Consider the following 15,070-nt stretch of genomic DNA (forward strand, 5'->3'; position numbering starts at 1 on the left):
AATCCAGCGCGCGAGGATGTTCGCTGACACGATCTCCGCCATGCCGAAGCTGAAGTTCTTGCTGGTCCCGCTGCTCGTCGTGGTCGCGGCGGGGCTCGGCGTGTGGCTGCACGCGGCCGACCGGTCGGCGGGGGACACCTGGCACTCGGCGGGCACCGAGGTGCCCGACCGCATCGACGTCTACGCCACGGTCCAGCGCATCGACGCGGCCGGGCGCGAGGCCGTGCTGCGCGTGCTGGCGGTCCCCCGCGGCAGGTTCGGCGAAGACGACGGCGCCGCGCCGACCGCCGAGCTGCGGCTGCTGAACTCGTCCAGCCTCCGTGGTGACCAGGTTTTCCCCGCGCACCAACGCATTTCGGGCGCCGACCTACCCATCGCGCTGTCCGGCGGCACGGTCACCGACTACCCGTTCGACAGCTACGACGCGAAGATCCAGTTCGCCGCGGAGATGAACGGCGAGCAGGCGCCGGTGCTGTTCACCCTGGACAAGGTGGACAGCCTGTTCGGGTTGTCGGTGCACGCCTACGAGGCCGCGAACGGGGTGGGCGGCGCGGAGGTCCGGTTCAGCCGGTCGGGCGGCGTGCTGATCTTCGCCGTGTTCATGATGATCACCATGTGGGGCCTCGCGATCGCGGTGCTGCTCGGCGCGAAACACCTGGTCAGCCGCCGCCGCGGCCTGGTGTGGCCCTCGTTCGGCTTCATGGCGGCGACGCTGTTCGCGCTCGCGGGCTTCCGCAACATCGCGCCGGGAACGCCGCCGATCGGCTCACTGCTCGACTACACGGCCTTCTACTGGGCCGAGGCCGTCATCGCGGTGAGCGTGGTGGTCGCGGTCGTGGCGGGCGCGATCACCGAACGGGCGAACGCCGAGCCTCGATGAGCCAGTGCGCCGCGTTGTAGAACACGCCCTCCTCGGTGAGGTGCGCGGCGATGTCGGCCCGGAGCGCGTCGATCGCCTGCCAGCGGACGTCGTCGTCCAGCCTTTCGTAGCTGAAGCCGTCGGCGATGAAGTCGTACGCGTCGTCGACGTCGGCGCCGTAGTACATGGGCACGGTCAGCCCGGTCATCTCGATGTCGGTGAACCCCGCCTCCTGCAGCAGCGGGTGCACCCGGTCGGGATCACTCAGCGAGAACGGCGTCGGCGCGTCCGCGGGCGGCGGCGGCACTTCCTTCCCGCCCGCCGCGATGGTGCGGAAGGTGGTCAGGCCCTCGTTGCGGTCCACCGGTTGCCAGGTCAGCTGCACGAACCGCCCACCAGGCCGCACGGCACGCGCGATGTTGGCGAACGCCACGCGCCGGTCACCGAAGAACATGGTCCCGTGCCTGCTGACGGCGATGTCGAACCGCGCCTCGCCGAAGTCGTGCACCTGAGCGTCCACCTGCAGGAACGTCGCGTTGCCCAGCCGTTCCCGCACGGCCAGCGAGCGCGCGAGTTCCAGTTGCGCCTTCGACAGGTCGACACCGAGCGCCGAACCCTCGTACGCGGCGGTGGCCGCGTCCCGCGTGAGCTGGCCACTGCCGCACCCGACGTCCAGCACCCGCGAATCCGGCTGGAACCCGGCCGCCTTCACCAGCGCGCCGTGGTATCCGGCCATGCCCTCGTTGAACCGGTCCGCCCGCGCGGTCCAGAAGGACCCGCTGCCGCCGTCCCACATGGCGTACTGATCGGAGTTGGAAGCGTCGACGTTCGGCGTTTCAGGCACGGTTTTTCTCCCCAGACTCGGTGTCCGAGTCTAACCGCGAGATGCCGCCGGGCGCTCGCACGCCCAGGGCACCTCCGTCAGCTATCGGGCTCGCTCGATCGCGTACCGCATGATCACCACGCCGTTCTCGAAGCCGGCGGCTTCGACCAGCTTCAGGTCGTGCGTGTTCTCGAAAACGCGGATCCCCTTGCCCCGCGCGGCCGGGCAGACCATCAGCCGGACCTCGTCGATCGCGCCCGCGTCCAGCAGCGAGCGCATGAGCCGCAGGCTGCCCCAGAGCAGGATGTCCTTGCCGCTGCCCGCCTTGAGCTCGCGGACGGTGGCGACCGGGTCGCTCGTCACGGAGCCCGCGGGGAAGTCACCCCACGGCGCCTCGGTCAGCGTCGACGAGGCGACGACCTTGGCGAGGTTGTTGAACTTCCGGCCGTACTCGCCCTGCTCTTCGGCGTACGGCCAGTAACCCTTGGTCTGGTGGTAGGTGTTCGCGCCGATGAGCATCGTGTCGACCGAGTCGATGAACGCCATCACGCTTTCCTTGAACGGGCTCGTGACCGCGTCGTCGAAGGGCTCACCGGACACGAAGCTGAGGCCGCCGTCCTCCTCGGCGGCGATGTTGTCGACGGTGACCCATTGCTGAACGACGAGCTTGCGCATGACTTTCTCCTCTGGCCGGTGTGCTCGGTGGCGGACACCCCAGGGACGAATCCACGAATCGCTTCTCGACATGATCGAATGTGACCTGGCTCACTGGGGCCAGTCGGCGAGCAGGGCGTAGTCGGCGTCGGTCAGGCCGAGCCGGTGATCGACCCGGTGCAGCAAAGCCCGGCCCGCGTGGTGTTCGGCGACCCACGCCTGGTCCGTGGCGGTGAGTTCGTCGTCGACCCAGGCGAACGATCGGCCCGCCGCCCACTCGACGAGCGCGCGGGTCTTCCAGTGCAGGCCGGCGCGCTCGTCCTCGTCGTCGAAGGGCGACTCAGGCCAAGCCACGAACGGCAGCCGGGGCAGGCCGAGTACTGGCGCGATGGCGTCGTTCGCGTCGTCCATCCAGGTCGTCGCCCAGATGAGGGAGTAGGGCAACGCGGCCAGCCGCGGGCCGTGTGACGGATCGAGCCTGCGCAGCAACGGATTGGCGGTTTTCGCTTGGAAAACCGGATGATTCCGGCCGCCGAACGGGATCAGGGGGCCGTCGACGTCCAAGAAGAGCACCGCAGGAGAACCGGTCACACCGCACAATACAGATCATGACCGCACTGCGTTCAGGACTTTGGCTGCCCATCTTCGACGAACTCGCGGACCCGATCCAGGTCGCCCGGCTGGCCGCGGAGGCGGAAGAAGCAGGCTGGCATGGGGTGTTCGTGTGGGACCACGTGCGCTGGCAGGTGCCGGTGAAGCAGGTGGCCGACCCGTGGATCGTGCTGGCGGCGATCGCGTCGGCGACCGAGAGCGTGCGGATCGGGCCGATGGTGACCCCGCTGACGCGGCGGCGGCCGACCAAGGTCGCCAGGGAGACCGCGACGCTGGATCAGCTCAGCGGCGGGCGGCTCACGCTGGGCGTCGGGATCGGCGAGGACCGGTTCGGCGAGGAGTTCTCGAAGACCGGCGAGGAACTCGATCCCCGGGTGCGGGGCGCCATGCTCGACGAGTCGCTGGAGATCCTGAACGCCGCGTGGACCGGCAAAGCGGTGCGCCACCACGGCGAGCACTATGTCGTCGACGGGATGAGGTTCCTGCCGACGCCCGTGCAGCGGCCGGGTGTGCCGATCTGGGCGGCAGGTTTCCCCGGCAACATGAAGCCGTTGCGCCGGGCGGCCCGGTGCGATGGGTTCTTCCCGGTCAACCTCGATCATCCCGATCAGGTGGCCGAGGTCGCCGAGACCATCGCGGACCTGCGTGAGCTGACGACGCCGTTCGACCTGGCCGTCGACGTGGCGCCGGGCGCCGATCTGTCGCTGTACGAGAAGGCGGGCGCCACCTGGTGGCTGACCCAGTTCTCCCCGCACGGCGTCTCGCTGGACACCGTGCGCGGCGTCGTGCGCGATGGTCCGGCAAGCTGAGGTCATGGCACACGGCACGGTCAAGTTCTTCAAGGCGGAAAAAGGGTGGGGCGCGATCGCCTCGCCGGAGTTGCCCGACGGCGCGGACGCGTGGGTGCATTTCAGCGTGATCGAAATGGACGGTTTCCGTGCGCTCGAAGAGGGCGACCGCGTCGAGTTCGAGTACGAAGCCGCCCAGCAGGACAGCTTCCGGTTCCGCGCCACCACCGTCCGCAAACTGGGGTCGTGAGCGTTGCGGGCGGTTAGTAAGCGTGAGTGGCAAATGTAGCGTGTGCAGGGCTGAGGTGAGGGTGCCCCTCGGTGCGTAGTAGGCACTCTGGGGTCCCCTCGCTTCACGATCGAAGGCCGCGAGTGGTGACTCCGCTGCATCCAGCGGAGCAGAGTTCGCACTCACCCGCCAACCCCTCGCCCGCGAGCCTGACGGAGTTGGTTTTGGGCCGTCAAGTGGCCCAAAAGCCACACCGTCGATTCAGTAAGCGTGAGTGCCGTTTGCGGCGTTGGACGACGCAAGCCGCACTCACCAGGTACGAGGCCCAGGTATGAGGGGAGCCTTCATCCACGGTCGGCGTGAGTGAGGGCCTCCCTTACCCGAACCGAGTGGATGAGGGCCTCCTTCACCCGCATATACGGTCGAACTAGGCCCCCACCCCACGGATCCGAGCGAACTAGGCCCTCACCCACGCCCGACCACGACCCTGCCCCGGACGAGGCAGCCGAGAAGGGGTCGTGAGTGTTTAGACCGGTTAGAACCGGCCGTACCACTCACGACCCCTGGTGTCAGAGCAGGCCCGCCCGGAGTGCGCCGGGCTTGCCGCAGGCGGCCACGTTCGCGACCTTCGCCAGCGCGTCGGCGAGCTTCTGCGCCTGGGCCGGGTCTGCCGTGTCCACCGTGCCCGTGGTCAGCGACAGCTCGAAGCGCTGCTTGCCGTCGGCCGTGGAGAACAGGTATGACAGGTAGCCGTGGATTCCGCCGGTGTGCCCGGAAACCGTTGTGCCGCAACCGGTTTCCATCTGCTGCAGGCCGAGCCCGTACCCCTGGCCGCCGCCGAGTGGCCTGATCTTGAACATCTCCGCGAGCAGCGGCCGCGTGAGCAGCTTGCCGCCGAACAACGCGGTGACGAACTTGTCCAGGTCCGCGGTGGTGGAGATGATCTCACCGGCCGAGGTGCCCCACGACGGGTTCAGCCGCGTGATGTCGACGACGCGCGCCGCGCCGTCGGCCTGGTAGGCGAAGTAGCCGTGGGCGTGCGGGCCGGGGATGTTCGGGTCGGTGCCGGGGAGCCAGGTTTCCCTGAGCCCGAGCGGACGCAGGATGCGCTGCCGCACCTGATCGGCCCACTCCGTTCCGGTCACTTTCTCGATCAGCAGGCCCGCCAGCACGTAGTTGGTGTTGGAGTACGACCAGTCCGTGCCGGGCGCGAACCGGGCGGGCTTCGACAAGGACACCTTGACCAGGTCTTCCTTGCGGTAGGTGTGGTACCGCTCGTCCACGAATTCCTGGCCCTCCAACGGGATACCCGGCTCGAACGAGCCGTCCGGGTTGCCCTCGCCGGTGTAGTTGAACAGGCCACTGGTGTGCTGCAACAGCATCCGCACGGTGATGCGCTTGTCCAGCTTGAATCGCGGCAGATACCGGTCCGCCGGATCGTCCAGCTTGACCTTGCCCTCGTTCACCAGCTGCAGGATCACCGTGGAGACAAAGGTCTTCGTGATGCTTCCGACGCGGTATCGGCCGTTCACGGGTACCCCGTCCCGTCCGCCGAGTTCCCGTTTACCCGCCGCTCCCGCCCAGTCGCCCTGGCTGTCGTGTACCCGTACCTGCACACCCGCGGCGCCCGCCGCGACGACTTCGGCCATCGCCTGCCGCAGGTCGGCGCGGTCGGGCGTCGCTGTCGCGGCCGGTACCGCCACTCCGGTGAGCATTGCGGCGGCCACTGCCACTACCACTGTTTTCCGCATTAACTACAAACCCCCTCGGTTCGTCGACCAGTCCAAGCTAGCGACGAACCGGGCAAAAGATCAGGGGTATTCTCCCCGAGCCAATTTCCCCGAAATGATGGTAGAGACCCAGTTCCCGGAATCGAGCAAGGCGCGGTAGGGATCGGGGCCGCGCACGGTGTCGAACACCGCGAGATCGGCGCGGGCGCCCGGTCACAGCACGCCGAAGTCGGTGCCGCCCATCGCCAGCGCGCCGCCACTGGTCGCCGCCTCGACCACGCGCTGATCGAGATCCGGATGCCGATATCCCTGTCGCGAAGCCAATTCCCGGACCGCGCGGGCCTCGTCGAGCAGATCGAGCGAGGGGCTGGACGCGAGCGAGTCGGTGCCGATCGCGACCGGCACCGACTCGGCCAGATAGTCCGCGACCGGCGGTGCGCCGACGCCCAGCACGGCGTTCGACCGTACGCACAAGGCCACGTGCACGCCATGCGCGCGGAACAGCGCGCGGTCCGCGGCGTCGCAGTGCACGCCGTGCGCCACATGCGTCGACGGCCCGAGACCGCCGATCGCCGCGAGCTGCGCGGCGGGGGACAGGGTGCTGCCCATGCCGACCAATTCGTAGGCACGGCCGAACAATTGCGCGAGCGCCGCCAGCGGACCGGTGCCGTCGCGGACGAAGACGACCTCGTCCGCCGACTCCGAAAGATGTGGATGCAGCCGCAGGTCACGCGCGTGCGCGAGGTCGACCAGCTCGCGGAACACCGCCGTCCCCACGGTGTACAGGGCATGCGGCGAGATCCCGAGCACGCGCCCGCTCGGCCGGTCCAGCACGTCGAGCAGCTGGGCACGGCTCGCCGCGGCCCACTGCTTGTCGTCGGCCAGCACGACTTCGAGGTAGGACACGCCGGTCAACCCCGACTCCGCGACCGGGGCCAGCACGCAGGCGTCGGTGACGATGTCCGCGCAGGCCGTGGTGCCGCTGCCCAGCAGCAGATCCGCGCCGCGCTTGGCGCTGTCGGCCCACATCTGGTCGGTGAACCGCTGCCGCCGCGGCCCCATCTTCTTGATCCAGGACACGAACGACGTGACCGGCTCCGCCGCCAAGTCCTCGAAATCGGTGTACTGCAAGTGAGTGTGGGCGTTGACGAGCCCCGGAAGGAGCGTGCCGCGCCAGGCGCGCACCGGCGTGCCGGGATGCCGCGCCGTGAGCTCGGCGGCCGGTCCGACCTCGGCGATCACCCCGTCATCGACGAGCACCGCGCCGTCGGCGATCGGCTCGGTGACGATCGGCAGTACGACCGGCGCGGTGTGGATCACCGACGTCAACGTTGCACCTCCAGTGCGGGAAGCTTGCTGTCGAAGGCTTTCGAGACCTGGACGAGCCAGCGCCGGTCGCTCGCGATGTCCGTGCCGCCGACCCGGTCCGGCGACTCGTCGCTGTGACCTGGCGCCTGCCTGCTGGCGAGCGCGGCCTTGATCCGCGCCGCCTCGGCGCGCGGGTCCTGATCGTCGCCACCGTCCATGTACGGCCGCAGCGCCAGAATCCCGTCGCGGATCTCGATCACCCGCCGATAGGTCTTGAACTTCATGTCCCTGACCGAAAGCAGGTCGGCGAGCAGCGGCTTCGGCCCGTCCAGCGCGATGTGCGGGTACGCCTCGCACAACGCCAGCCAGAGCGGGCGCAGCCGCAGGTGGTCGCGGTAGCCGGCGAGCCAGCCCGCCGACGGCGCGATCCCCGGGAGCAGCCAGCCGGTCAGCTTGAGGATCGCCCCGATCCCGCCGAACAGCCCGCCGATCTGGTCGGCGACGGTCATGTCCAGCCCGGTGTGCGCGGCGAGCACGTCGCCCGCCCTGGTCACGCTGTTGCCCAAGGTGAGCGCGGCGCCGATCGCGACCGTGAACAGCCCTAACCGAAGCCAGCGGCGTTCCGCGTTCCTCCCGTGCCGGTGACACAGCCGCGCGATCCGGATCTCCGCGATGGTGTACGCGGCCACGTAGCCGAGCAGGTAGCTGTCGAAGAACGGCGGATCGAGGAACACCGGCGGCCGCCCGCCGGTCGCGTGCTTGCCGACGACGAAGGTCAGGATCAGGCCGAGCACGACCGAGCCGCCGATGAGCAGCCGTGTCCACACCTTGCGCTTGGCGTCGCGGCCGTCGGTGGTCCAGTAGGTCAGCAGGATCTGCTCGCAGGTGACGAGCAGCAGCACCAGGCAGGTGCCGACGACGAAGGTGCCGCCGGTGAGCCCGACGGCGGCGGCCACGAGCTTCGCGACCGACGGCACGCTGACGGTGAAGCCGAGCATGGTCGCCGCGAACACCAGGCACAGCGTGACGAGCGCGGGATCGCGCGGATTGCGCCGCAGGTGCCCGAGCTTGTAGACCAGCCCGATCCCGGCGAACACCGCGGCGAACGGGAAGAGCACGCCGATGATCACGTCGGCGGCCGCAGTATCCGGTCGAGCGCGGCGACCGCGCGGGAGGGTTCCGGCCGGTCCGGCCGCGCGGCGAGCCTGCCGAGCAGGAACGACGCCATCAGTTCCGCCTCACGCTCGTGCGCCTCGGAGTACCCCTTGCGCGCGAGCACGGCGCGGACGAGTTCCGGTGCCACGTCAGGGAAGAGCTGGGTCTTCTCGTGCGCGTGGTGCCCGCAGACCAGGTGGGCGAGTTCGTGCACGATGATGTGTTCCTGGTGCGGCTTGCTGGTGTCGGCCTCGTAGAGGATGTAGTCGGCCTGGTCGGTCGCGACCCAGAGCCCGCACGGGCCGGGGGAGGGGAACCGCACCGGATCCAGGTGGATCGGCCTGCCGCGCGACTCGGCCAGCTTGCCGATCAGCTGGTCGGTGGTGAACGTGCGGCGCAGCCCGAGTTCACGCAACAGCTTGGCGCAGCGCTTGCGGATTCCTTGCCTGGTCAGCTTTTCAGTCATGGGGAGGCTGGTTCTCCCGCTCGCGCTGCAGCGTCCGGTCGATCATCCGCAGTATCGAGTCCTGCCCCTCCGGCGACAGCTCTTCGAGGCGGGCGGCGGTGTTGAGCAGCTTCCCGGCGCGCATCGAGTCGAGCACCCGCAGCTGGCGGTCCACCTGATCGGCGTAGTCGGAGTCGAAGAAGTACTGCACCTGCACCCCGAAATGCGTCGCCAGCACGCCGAGCGTTTCGATGCGGGGATTGGTCTCCTGGCCGGTGCGCAGTTTCCAGATCGTCGTATGCGAGATGTTCGCGCCTTTCGCGCGGATGGCCTCGGCGATCTCCTGCGAGCTCAGGTCCTTTTTACCGGCCAGTTTCGCGTGCGCGCCGATCAGGCTTTCCAGCACCTCGGCGATCCCGCGTTTGCCGTCCGCCACTCCGCACCCCTGACAGCGACATGATCATATCGCGCTCAAGATACACACTCCGCGCCCGCTGACGGGCGCGCCGCCGACGAAACTAACCCGGTGGAGGAAGCCGATTGTGACTCCTCGTGCGCATTCTACTGCTTCCGGTAGATCGTTTACCCCAACCGAGTGACGAGACTGGGCGACCATCAACTATTCTTGACAGCGTTGGCGCGAGCTGACTACGTTGGGTATACGTCGGCTGACACGAGGGTTACTGGGCGGACAGGCCGGCGCGGAGCAGTGATTCCTGCTCGGGAAGGCTAGGGGTGTTCCCGAGCAGGAATTCGATTACACGCCCGTCCGGCGCTCGGCTCCCCATTCTTGAGCGGTTTCCGCCACCTTTTCTCACCTGGGCTCGTGACGGGTCCGCGTGAACGCCTCGTTCGCGACGTTGAAAGTTGCGAACGAGGCGTTCACGCCGTTCAGTCTGAGCGTGACGCAAGCCCCGTTCATGCCGGCGAGGTCTTGCGGGCGAGCAAACCCGCGATGAGGACTTGGAGCGTTTCGCGCAGCGCGGGCGTGAAGTCGAGCTTGTAGATCGCCAACGCCGGGTCGGCCTCGTAGGCCGCGAGAATCGCCGCGGCCGGGTGCGCGTGGGTCCAGATCGCCCCGGTCATCAGCATCGCGGCCGCGCCGAACTTGGCCACACCTTCTTCGCCGAGTTCGGGCAGGCGTCGCAGGATCGAGGCCGCCAGCGCCTCGAAGTTCCTGATGCTGTCCCGTTTGTACCGCAACACGGCCTCGGTCGAGATGTTGCGCTCCAGTACGGAAGCCTGCGTGCTGACCAGCTCGCACAGCACGGGGTTCGCGGCCAGACAGTCCGTGAGCGCCGACGCGACCTGCTCGCCGCGCTCGAATACGGACGCGGCCGGGTCGATCGTGGCGAGCGCGGACTCGGCTTGGGCGTTGAAATCGGCCAGTGCGGCGGTGGCCAGCTCGAGCAGGATCGCCTCGCGGGACTCGAAGTAGCGGAGCACGTTCGACTTCGCCAGGCCGACGCGGCGGCTCAGCTCGTTGAGCGTGATCTCGGCGACCGGCATCTCGTCGAGCATCGAAGAGGCGGTGTCGAGGATCACCCGCCGCCGCTCTTCGCGCTGTTCAGGGCTGTGGGCCCGCTGGAACGACATCATGACCGCACATCTTACAGACCGACAGTCTCTTGCTAACGAACCGACGGTCTGTTAGCTTCGGAGACATAAGAGACCGACGGTCTTTAACTCGGAGCAGGGAGAACGGCCATGTATCAGGTTCCCGATCAGACCGGCAGGCGCATCGTCGTGACCGGAGCCAACAGCGGCACCGGCAAGGAGGCCACCAAGCGGCTCGCCGACGCCGGCGCGCACGTGATCATGGCCGTGCGTACGCCGGAAAAGGGTGAGGCGGCGCGGCAGGAGATCCTGCGCGAGGTGCCGCACGCCAAGCTCGAGGTGCGGCGCGTCGACCTCGCCGACCTGGACAGCGTCCGTGCCTTCGCGACGGAACTGCTCGACGAGGGCGCGCCGCTGAACGTGCTCGTCAACAACGCGGGCGTGATGATGCCGCCGCGGCGGGCCACCACCAAGGATGGGTTCGAGCTGCAGTTCGGGAGCAACTTCCTCGGCCCGTTCGCGCTGACCAACCTGCTGCTGCCGCTGCTGCTCGACTCGGCCGCGCCGCGGGTCGCGACCATGTCGAGCGGGATGGCGAACCATGGGCGGATCCGCATCAAGGATCTCCAGTTCGCCGGGAACTACCGCGCGAGTGCGGCCTATGCGCAGTCGAAGCTCGCGAACCTGCTGATGGCCACCGAGCTCGCCAAGATCTCCGACGAACGGGGCTGGGACCTGCTCAGCACCGCCGCCCACCCCGGCTACACCAGGACCAACCTCCAGACCGCGGGCCCGAACCTCGGCCGCGAGAAGCCGCGGACCGCGTTCCGGGGTGACTTCACTTTGCTTCCCTCGCAAGGAGTTCAGCAGGGCGCGGAACCGCTCCTGTTCGCCGCCGCCGACCCCGCCGCCGAGCAAGGCGCGTACTACGGCCCGCGCCGCTGGCTGGTCGGGCCGACGGTCAAGTCCGCCTTGCCGCATACCGCCAGGGGTGTCGACCTGGGCGCGTCGCTGTGGTCGATCGCCGAAGACCTCACCAAATCGACGATCCCGACACGGGTTTGAAGCGGGCCTGGAAGAACCGCAGGTGATCCGGTTCGTACGCGAACTCCAGCCCGTGCGTGATGCGGTCGCGTTCCCGGTGGACCCGGATGAGACTGTCCGCGACCACGTCCATGTGGGCGCGCGTGTAGACCCGGCGCGGCACCGCCAAGCGCAGGAATTCCAGTGGCGGGAACCGGTTCTCGCCGGTGACCGGGTCGCGTCCGGCTGACACCCCGCCTCGTTCGACGCCGCGGATCCCGGCGTCGACGTACACCGCGGCGGCCAGTGTCTGCGCCGCGAACCGGGTGCGGGGGATGTGAGGCAGCGTGGCGGTCGCGTCGACGCAGACGCAGTGGCCGCCGATCGGGTGGATGATCGGCACGCCCTCGGCGTCCAGCCGTCCGCCGAGATACTCGAGCTGGGCGATCCGCGCGCCCATGTGCGCCTCGTCGACGGACTCCGCGATCCCGGCCGCGATGGCCTCCATGTCCCGCCCGGCCATGCCGCCGTAGGTGTGCAGTCCTTCGTACAGCAGCACGAGACCGCGTGCGCGCTCGGCCAGCGCCGGATCGCGCAGCCCGATCCAGCCGCCGATGTTGACGAGCGAATCCTTCTTCGCCGACATCACCGCGCCGTCGGTCGGCGCGCACAGGGCGAGCAGGATCTCGGCGAGCGAGCGATCGCCCCAGCCTGGCTCGCGCTGCTTGACGAACCAGGCGTTTTCGACCGCGCGCGCCGTGTCGAGGAACACGGGGATTCCGTGCGCGTGCGCGAGTTCGCAGACCTCGGTCAGGTTCGCGACGCTGATCGGCTGCCCGCCTGCCATGTTGACGGTGGCGGCGAGCGACACGTACGGGATCAGTTCCCCGAACTCGGCGATGACGGCACGCAGTTTGGCCAGGTCCACATTGCCCTTGAACGGCAGCGCGGCACGCGGGTCCTCGGCCTCGTCCACGATGACGTCGTGGAAGGTCGCGCCGTTGAGTTCCTGGTGCGCCCTGGTGCTCGGGAAGTACATGTTGCCAGGAATGTGCGTGCCGGGCCGGATCAGGCAGCGGGACAGGATGTTCTCGCCGCCGCGTCCCTGATGGACGGGGATCACGTGCTCGTAGCCGTAATGCGCGCGCACGGCCTCCTCGAACACGTAGAAACTCCGTGCGCCCGCGTAGGCTTCGTCGCCGCGCAGCAGCGCGGACCACTGCCGGTCCGACATCGCGCTCGTGCCGGAGTCGGTGAACAGGTCGATCGAGACGTCTTCCGAACGCAGCAGGCACGGGTTCCAGCCCGCGTCGCGGATGGCCTGCTCGCGGTACTCCCGCGTGGTGGCCTTGATGGGCTCGACCATCTTGATACGCCAGGGTTCCGGCGGATAAGCGCTCATGTTCAACACACCTTGTCCCACAGTGGCATACGGTTCAGCAGCGGACCGGTCATCGCCGTGGTCACCAGCGCCATCACGACCATCGCGGCGTAGAAGCCGCCGTCGATGACCCCGAGGTCCAACCCGATACCGAGGAAGACGAGTTCGGTGACACCCCTGGTGTTCATCAGCGTGGCGAACACCAGTGCCGACCGCCGCGGCTCACCGGCGGCCCGCGCACCGAGATAGGCGCCGCCGGACTTGCCGAGCACCGCGACCACGATGATGACGACGGTTTCGACGGCCAGCAGCGGGGTGATCCCGCTGAGTTCGACCTTGCGCCCGACGAGCACGAAGAACAACGGCACCAGCACCGAGCCGACGGGTTCGGCGACGGCGGCGGACGGCCCGATCGCGACCCCGCAGAGGAACGCGCCGAGCGCCGCGTGCAACCCGATGGCGTCCGTCGCGGCGGCGCTCAGACAGGCCAGCGGAATCACCACCGTGGCCGGCCGGGAGAGTCGCGACAACAGCGCGCCGAACCACGGTTTGCTCAGGAAATACAGCACGAGCAACACCGGCACGAGCAATGCGAGTGTCCACACGCGACTCCCGTGCAGTGAGCCCGCGACGAACGCGAGTGCGGTCCACGCGAGCGCGTCGGTGATCGCCGCAGCGCTGAGCGCTCGTCGGCCGTCTCCGCTGCAGAGCATGTCTCGTTCGGCCAGAATCCTTGCCAGCAATGGAAAAGCGGTGACCGCCATCGCCGCGGCGGCGAACAGAACGAACACCAGGTGCCCGGCGGGCGCATGCCGCCCCGCCAACCACAGCGCCAGTAGCGCACCGAGTCCGAATGGGACCACCGTGGCGCCCAGCGCGGGCACCAGTGCCGTCTTGACCGACCGGACCGACGGCGCGAGCCTGCCGCCCGCGCCGAACAGGAACAGGATCAAGCCGAACTGGGCGAGCGCGTCGAGCGTGCCGCCCACGTGGACCTGGACCCGCCAGCCCACCGCGCCGATCACCAGTCCGCACGTGATCTCCCCGACCACGGCCGGCTGACCCAGTTTCGCCGCCACCGCGCCGAAAACCCTGGCGAGTCCTAAGAGGACGGCCAGCGCGGTGAGCAGTATCGCGGGCTCAGACATCGGGTAGCTGCCAGCGGCGGCCGTCCGAGGAGGCGACGAGCCCGCCGGGGAACATCGGCGGTTCCGCGCCCGCGGCCTCGCCGAGCAGCCCGCGCAGTTGCAGCTGCGCGCCCTCCGCGAGCACGTCACCGAGCAGGTGCCGGGAGAAGTCGCTCGACGTCACCCCGCCGACGAGATCGACGAACGCCGCGTCCGCGCTCCCGGCGTGCTTGGTGAGCTTGCGCGCCTCGCCGAAGTACGCGTGCTCGTCGGCGTGCTGGTGATAGAAGGTGATCAGGAAATCGCGGAACAGCGCGAATTCCCGGCGGTAGCGGGCTTCGAACTCCAGGAAGCATCGGTCCTCGTCGACCAGCCCGGCCAGCGTCGCGTTGATCGACCTGGCCGCCAGCAGCGCGCTGTAGGTCGCCAGATGCACGCCGGAGGAGAACACCGGGTCGATGAAACAGGCGGCGTCACCGACCAGCGCGAGGCCGGGTGACCACAGCACGGTCCGGTCGTAGGAGTAGTCCTTGCGCACGCGAAGCCGGTCGTACGGCGCTTCCGTGGCGCGGCGCGCGTCGTGCAGGAAGTCGGTGATCAGCGGGCACGCGCCGATCAGCTCGGCGTAGGCGCGTTCGGGGTCGCCCTGCACCTTGGCCGCCGACTCGCGTTTGACGACCGCGCCGACACTCGTCAGCGTCGCCGACAACGGGATGTACCAGAACCAGCCGTCGGCGAAGGAGGCGCAGACGATGTTGCCGGAGTCGGGCTCCGGCACCCGGTGCCCGCCGAGGAAGTACCCGAACAGCGCCAGGTTGCGGAAGAACGGCGAGTACTCCCGCCTGCCGCCGGCGTCGTTGTGGATGCGGCTGCCATGCCCGGAGGCGTCCACCACGAACCGCGCCGTCGAGAGCCGCTCGTGCCCGGTGTCGTCGACGTAGCGGACCCCGTTGACCCGGCCGCCGGTCTTCACGGTGCCGAACACACGATGCCCTTCCCGCACCTCGACACCGAGCCGCCGCGCGTTGTCCAGCAGCAGCTTGTCGAACCGGGTGCGCTCGACCTGGAAGGCGTACGAGGTCGGGCCCGCCATCCGGTCGGAGGCGGCGAAACTGAACGTCCACGGCTCAGGGCTGGCGCCCCACTGGAAGGTGCCGCCGCGTTTGCGGACGAAGCCCGCGCCGAGAATCTCGTCGCGCAGGCCGAGCAGCGCGCAGACACCGTGGATCGTGGCGGGCAGCAGCGACTCGCCGATCTGGTAGCGCGGAAACGATTCCTTGTCGAGCAACAACACCCGATGGCCGTCGAGCGCGGTCAGCGCCGCCACCGTCGATCCGCCGGGCCCGCCGCCCACGACGATCACGTCGTAGTCGTTCATA

General features: G+C 68.8%; 16 protein-coding genes. 4 read left to right on the plus strand and 12 right to left on the minus strand.

Annotation, left to right across the window (positions count from 1 at the left end; all coding sequences use genetic code 11):
* The first annotated feature begins 40 nt into the window (after positions 1 to 40).
* Positions 41 to 880 (plus strand): DUF4436 family protein, encoded by an 840-nt coding sequence (locus tag AB5J62_RS11090; protein WP_370948108.1) that lies wholly within the window; start codon positions 41 to 43, stop codon positions 878 to 880.
* Here AB5J62_RS11090 and AB5J62_RS11095 read toward each other — a convergent pair.
* The 3 genes from AB5J62_RS11095 to AB5J62_RS11105 all read right to left on the minus strand — a co-directional run bounded on the left by AB5J62_RS11095 (position 849) and on the right by AB5J62_RS11105 (position 2,927).
* Positions 849 to 1,703: a class I SAM-dependent methyltransferase gene (locus tag AB5J62_RS11095; protein WP_370948109.1), complete on the minus strand. Its 855-nt coding sequence runs from the start codon at positions 1,701 to 1,703 to the stop codon at positions 849 to 851. The genes AB5J62_RS11090 and AB5J62_RS11095 overlap by 32 nt on opposite strands.
* Positions 1,704 to 1,784: 81 nt before the next feature.
* Positions 1,785 to 2,357, minus strand: coding sequence for a dihydrofolate reductase family protein (locus AB5J62_RS11100; protein WP_370948110.1), 573 nt, complete (start codon positions 2,355 to 2,357; stop codon positions 1,785 to 1,787).
* Positions 2,358 to 2,447: 90 nt separating this feature from the next.
* Positions 2,448 to 2,927: an HAD domain-containing protein gene (locus AB5J62_RS11105; protein WP_370948111.1), complete on the minus strand. Its 480-nt coding sequence runs from the start codon at positions 2,925 to 2,927 to the stop codon at positions 2,448 to 2,450.
* Between the two features lie 17 nt (positions 2,928 to 2,944).
* Here AB5J62_RS11105 and AB5J62_RS11110 point away from each other — a divergent pair, with 17 nt between their 5' ends.
* Positions 2,945 to 3,757 carry an LLM class flavin-dependent oxidoreductase gene (locus AB5J62_RS11110; RefSeq protein WP_370948112.1) on the plus strand — a complete coding sequence of 271 codons (813 nt, stop codon included), beginning with the start codon at positions 2,945 to 2,947 and terminating at the stop codon, positions 3,755 to 3,757.
* A gap of 4 nt (positions 3,758 to 3,761) precedes the next feature.
* A complete protein-coding gene (locus AB5J62_RS11115; RefSeq protein WP_370948113.1) occupies positions 3,762 to 3,986 on the plus strand; it encodes a cold-shock protein in 225 nt (74 codons plus the stop codon).
* A gap of 548 nt (positions 3,987 to 4,534) precedes the next feature.
* Here AB5J62_RS11115 and AB5J62_RS11120 read toward each other — a convergent pair.
* From AB5J62_RS11120 to AB5J62_RS11145, 6 genes are all read right to left on the minus strand, one after another.
* Positions 4,535 to 5,668, minus strand: a complete 1,134-nt coding sequence (locus AB5J62_RS11120) for a serine hydrolase domain-containing protein (protein WP_370948114.1) — start codon at positions 5,666 to 5,668, stop codon at positions 4,535 to 4,537.
* A 240-nt stretch (positions 5,669 to 5,908) separates the two neighbouring features.
* Positions 5,909 to 7,015 (minus strand): amidohydrolase family protein, encoded by a 1,107-nt coding sequence (locus tag AB5J62_RS11125; protein WP_370950236.1) that lies wholly within the window; start codon positions 7,013 to 7,015, stop codon positions 5,909 to 5,911.
* A gap of 5 nt (positions 7,016 to 7,020) precedes the next feature.
* Positions 7,021 to 8,133, minus strand: coding sequence for an MAB_1171c family putative transporter (locus AB5J62_RS11130; RefSeq protein ID WP_370948115.1), 1,113 nt, complete (start codon positions 8,131 to 8,133; stop codon positions 7,021 to 7,023).
* On the minus strand, positions 8,130 to 8,624 hold the full coding sequence (locus AB5J62_RS11135; RefSeq protein ID WP_370948116.1) for a hypothetical protein: 495 nt from the start codon (positions 8,622 to 8,624) through the stop codon (positions 8,130 to 8,132). Before AB5J62_RS11135 ends, AB5J62_RS11130 begins: the two co-directional genes overlap by 4 nt.
* The gene (locus AB5J62_RS11140; protein ID WP_370948117.1) at positions 8,617 to 9,039 is read right to left on the minus strand and encodes an XRE family transcriptional regulator; all 423 of its coding nucleotides are present in this window, start codon (positions 9,037 to 9,039) and stop codon (positions 8,617 to 8,619) included. The genes AB5J62_RS11135 and AB5J62_RS11140 overlap by 8 nt, the downstream gene beginning before the upstream one ends.
* A 482-nt stretch (positions 9,040 to 9,521) precedes the next feature.
* Positions 9,522 to 10,202 (minus strand): TetR family transcriptional regulator, encoded by a 681-nt coding sequence (locus AB5J62_RS11145; protein WP_370948118.1) that lies wholly within the window; start codon positions 10,200 to 10,202, stop codon positions 9,522 to 9,524.
* A 108-nt stretch (positions 10,203 to 10,310) separates the two neighbouring features.
* Here AB5J62_RS11145 and AB5J62_RS11150 point away from each other — a divergent pair, with 108 nt between their 5' ends.
* The gene (locus tag AB5J62_RS11150) at positions 10,311 to 11,225 is read left to right on the plus strand and encodes an SDR family oxidoreductase (RefSeq protein WP_370948119.1); all 915 of its coding nucleotides are present in this window, start codon (positions 10,311 to 10,313) and stop codon (positions 11,223 to 11,225) included.
* Here AB5J62_RS11150 and AB5J62_RS11155 read toward each other — a convergent pair.
* The 3 genes from AB5J62_RS11155 to AB5J62_RS11165 are packed head-to-tail and all read right to left on the minus strand — an operon-like array spanning position 11,194 to position 15,069.
* Positions 11,194 to 12,585, minus strand: coding sequence for a tryptophanase (locus tag AB5J62_RS11155; protein WP_370948120.1), 1,392 nt, complete (start codon positions 12,583 to 12,585; stop codon positions 11,194 to 11,196). The genes AB5J62_RS11150 and AB5J62_RS11155 overlap by 32 nt on opposite strands.
* 2 nt (positions 12,586 to 12,587) lie before the next feature.
* Positions 12,588 to 13,712: a cation:proton antiporter gene (locus tag AB5J62_RS11160; RefSeq protein WP_370948121.1), complete on the minus strand. Its 1,125-nt coding sequence runs from the start codon at positions 13,710 to 13,712 to the stop codon at positions 12,588 to 12,590.
* Complete coding sequence (locus tag AB5J62_RS11165) at positions 13,705 to 15,069, minus strand: tryptophan 7-halogenase (protein ID WP_370948122.1); 1,365 nt, start codon at positions 15,067 to 15,069, stop codon at positions 13,705 to 13,707. Before AB5J62_RS11165 ends, AB5J62_RS11160 begins: the two co-directional genes overlap by 8 nt.
* Position 15,070 lies beyond the last annotated feature (1 nt).

Origin of the sequence: Amycolatopsis sp. cg5 (assembly GCF_041346955.1) — a bacterium.
Classification (GTDB): Bacteria; Actinomycetota; Actinomycetes; order Mycobacteriales; family Pseudonocardiaceae; genus Amycolatopsis.

Bases quoted from the DNA above. Each gene is read 5' to 3' on its own strand.
- AB5J62_RS11145 (WP_370948118.1), bottom strand. From the start codon at position 10,202: ATGATGTCGTTCCAGCGGGCCCACAGCCCTGAACAGCGCGAAGAGCGG.
- AB5J62_RS11150 (WP_370948119.1), top strand. From the start codon at position 10,311: ATGTATCAGGTTCCCGATCAGACCGGCAGGCGCATCGTCGTGACCGGA.
- AB5J62_RS11155 (WP_370948120.1), bottom strand. From the start codon at position 12,585: ATGAGCGCTTATCCGCCGGAACCCTGGCGTATCAAGATGGTCGAGCCC.
- AB5J62_RS11165 (WP_370948122.1), bottom strand. From the start codon at position 15,069: ATGAACGACTACGACGTGATCGTCGTGGGCGGCGGGCCCGGCGGATCG.
- AB5J62_RS11135 (WP_370948116.1), bottom strand. From the start codon at position 8,624: ATGACTGAAAAGCTGACCAGGCAAGGAATCCGCAAGCGCTGCGCCAAG.
- AB5J62_RS11160 (WP_370948121.1), bottom strand. From the start codon at position 13,712: ATGTCTGAGCCCGCGATACTGCTCACCGCGCTGGCCGTCCTCTTAGGA.
- AB5J62_RS11110 (WP_370948112.1), top strand. From the start codon at position 2,945: ATGACCGCACTGCGTTCAGGACTTTGGCTGCCCATCTTCGACGAACTC.
- AB5J62_RS11100 (WP_370948110.1), bottom strand. From the start codon at position 2,357: ATGCGCAAGCTCGTCGTTCAGCAATGGGTCACCGTCGACAACATCGCC.
- AB5J62_RS11090 (WP_370948108.1), top strand. From the start codon at position 41: ATGCCGAAGCTGAAGTTCTTGCTGGTCCCGCTGCTCGTCGTGGTCGCG.
- AB5J62_RS11115 (WP_370948113.1), top strand. From the start codon at position 3,762: ATGGCACACGGCACGGTCAAGTTCTTCAAGGCGGAAAAAGGGTGGGGC.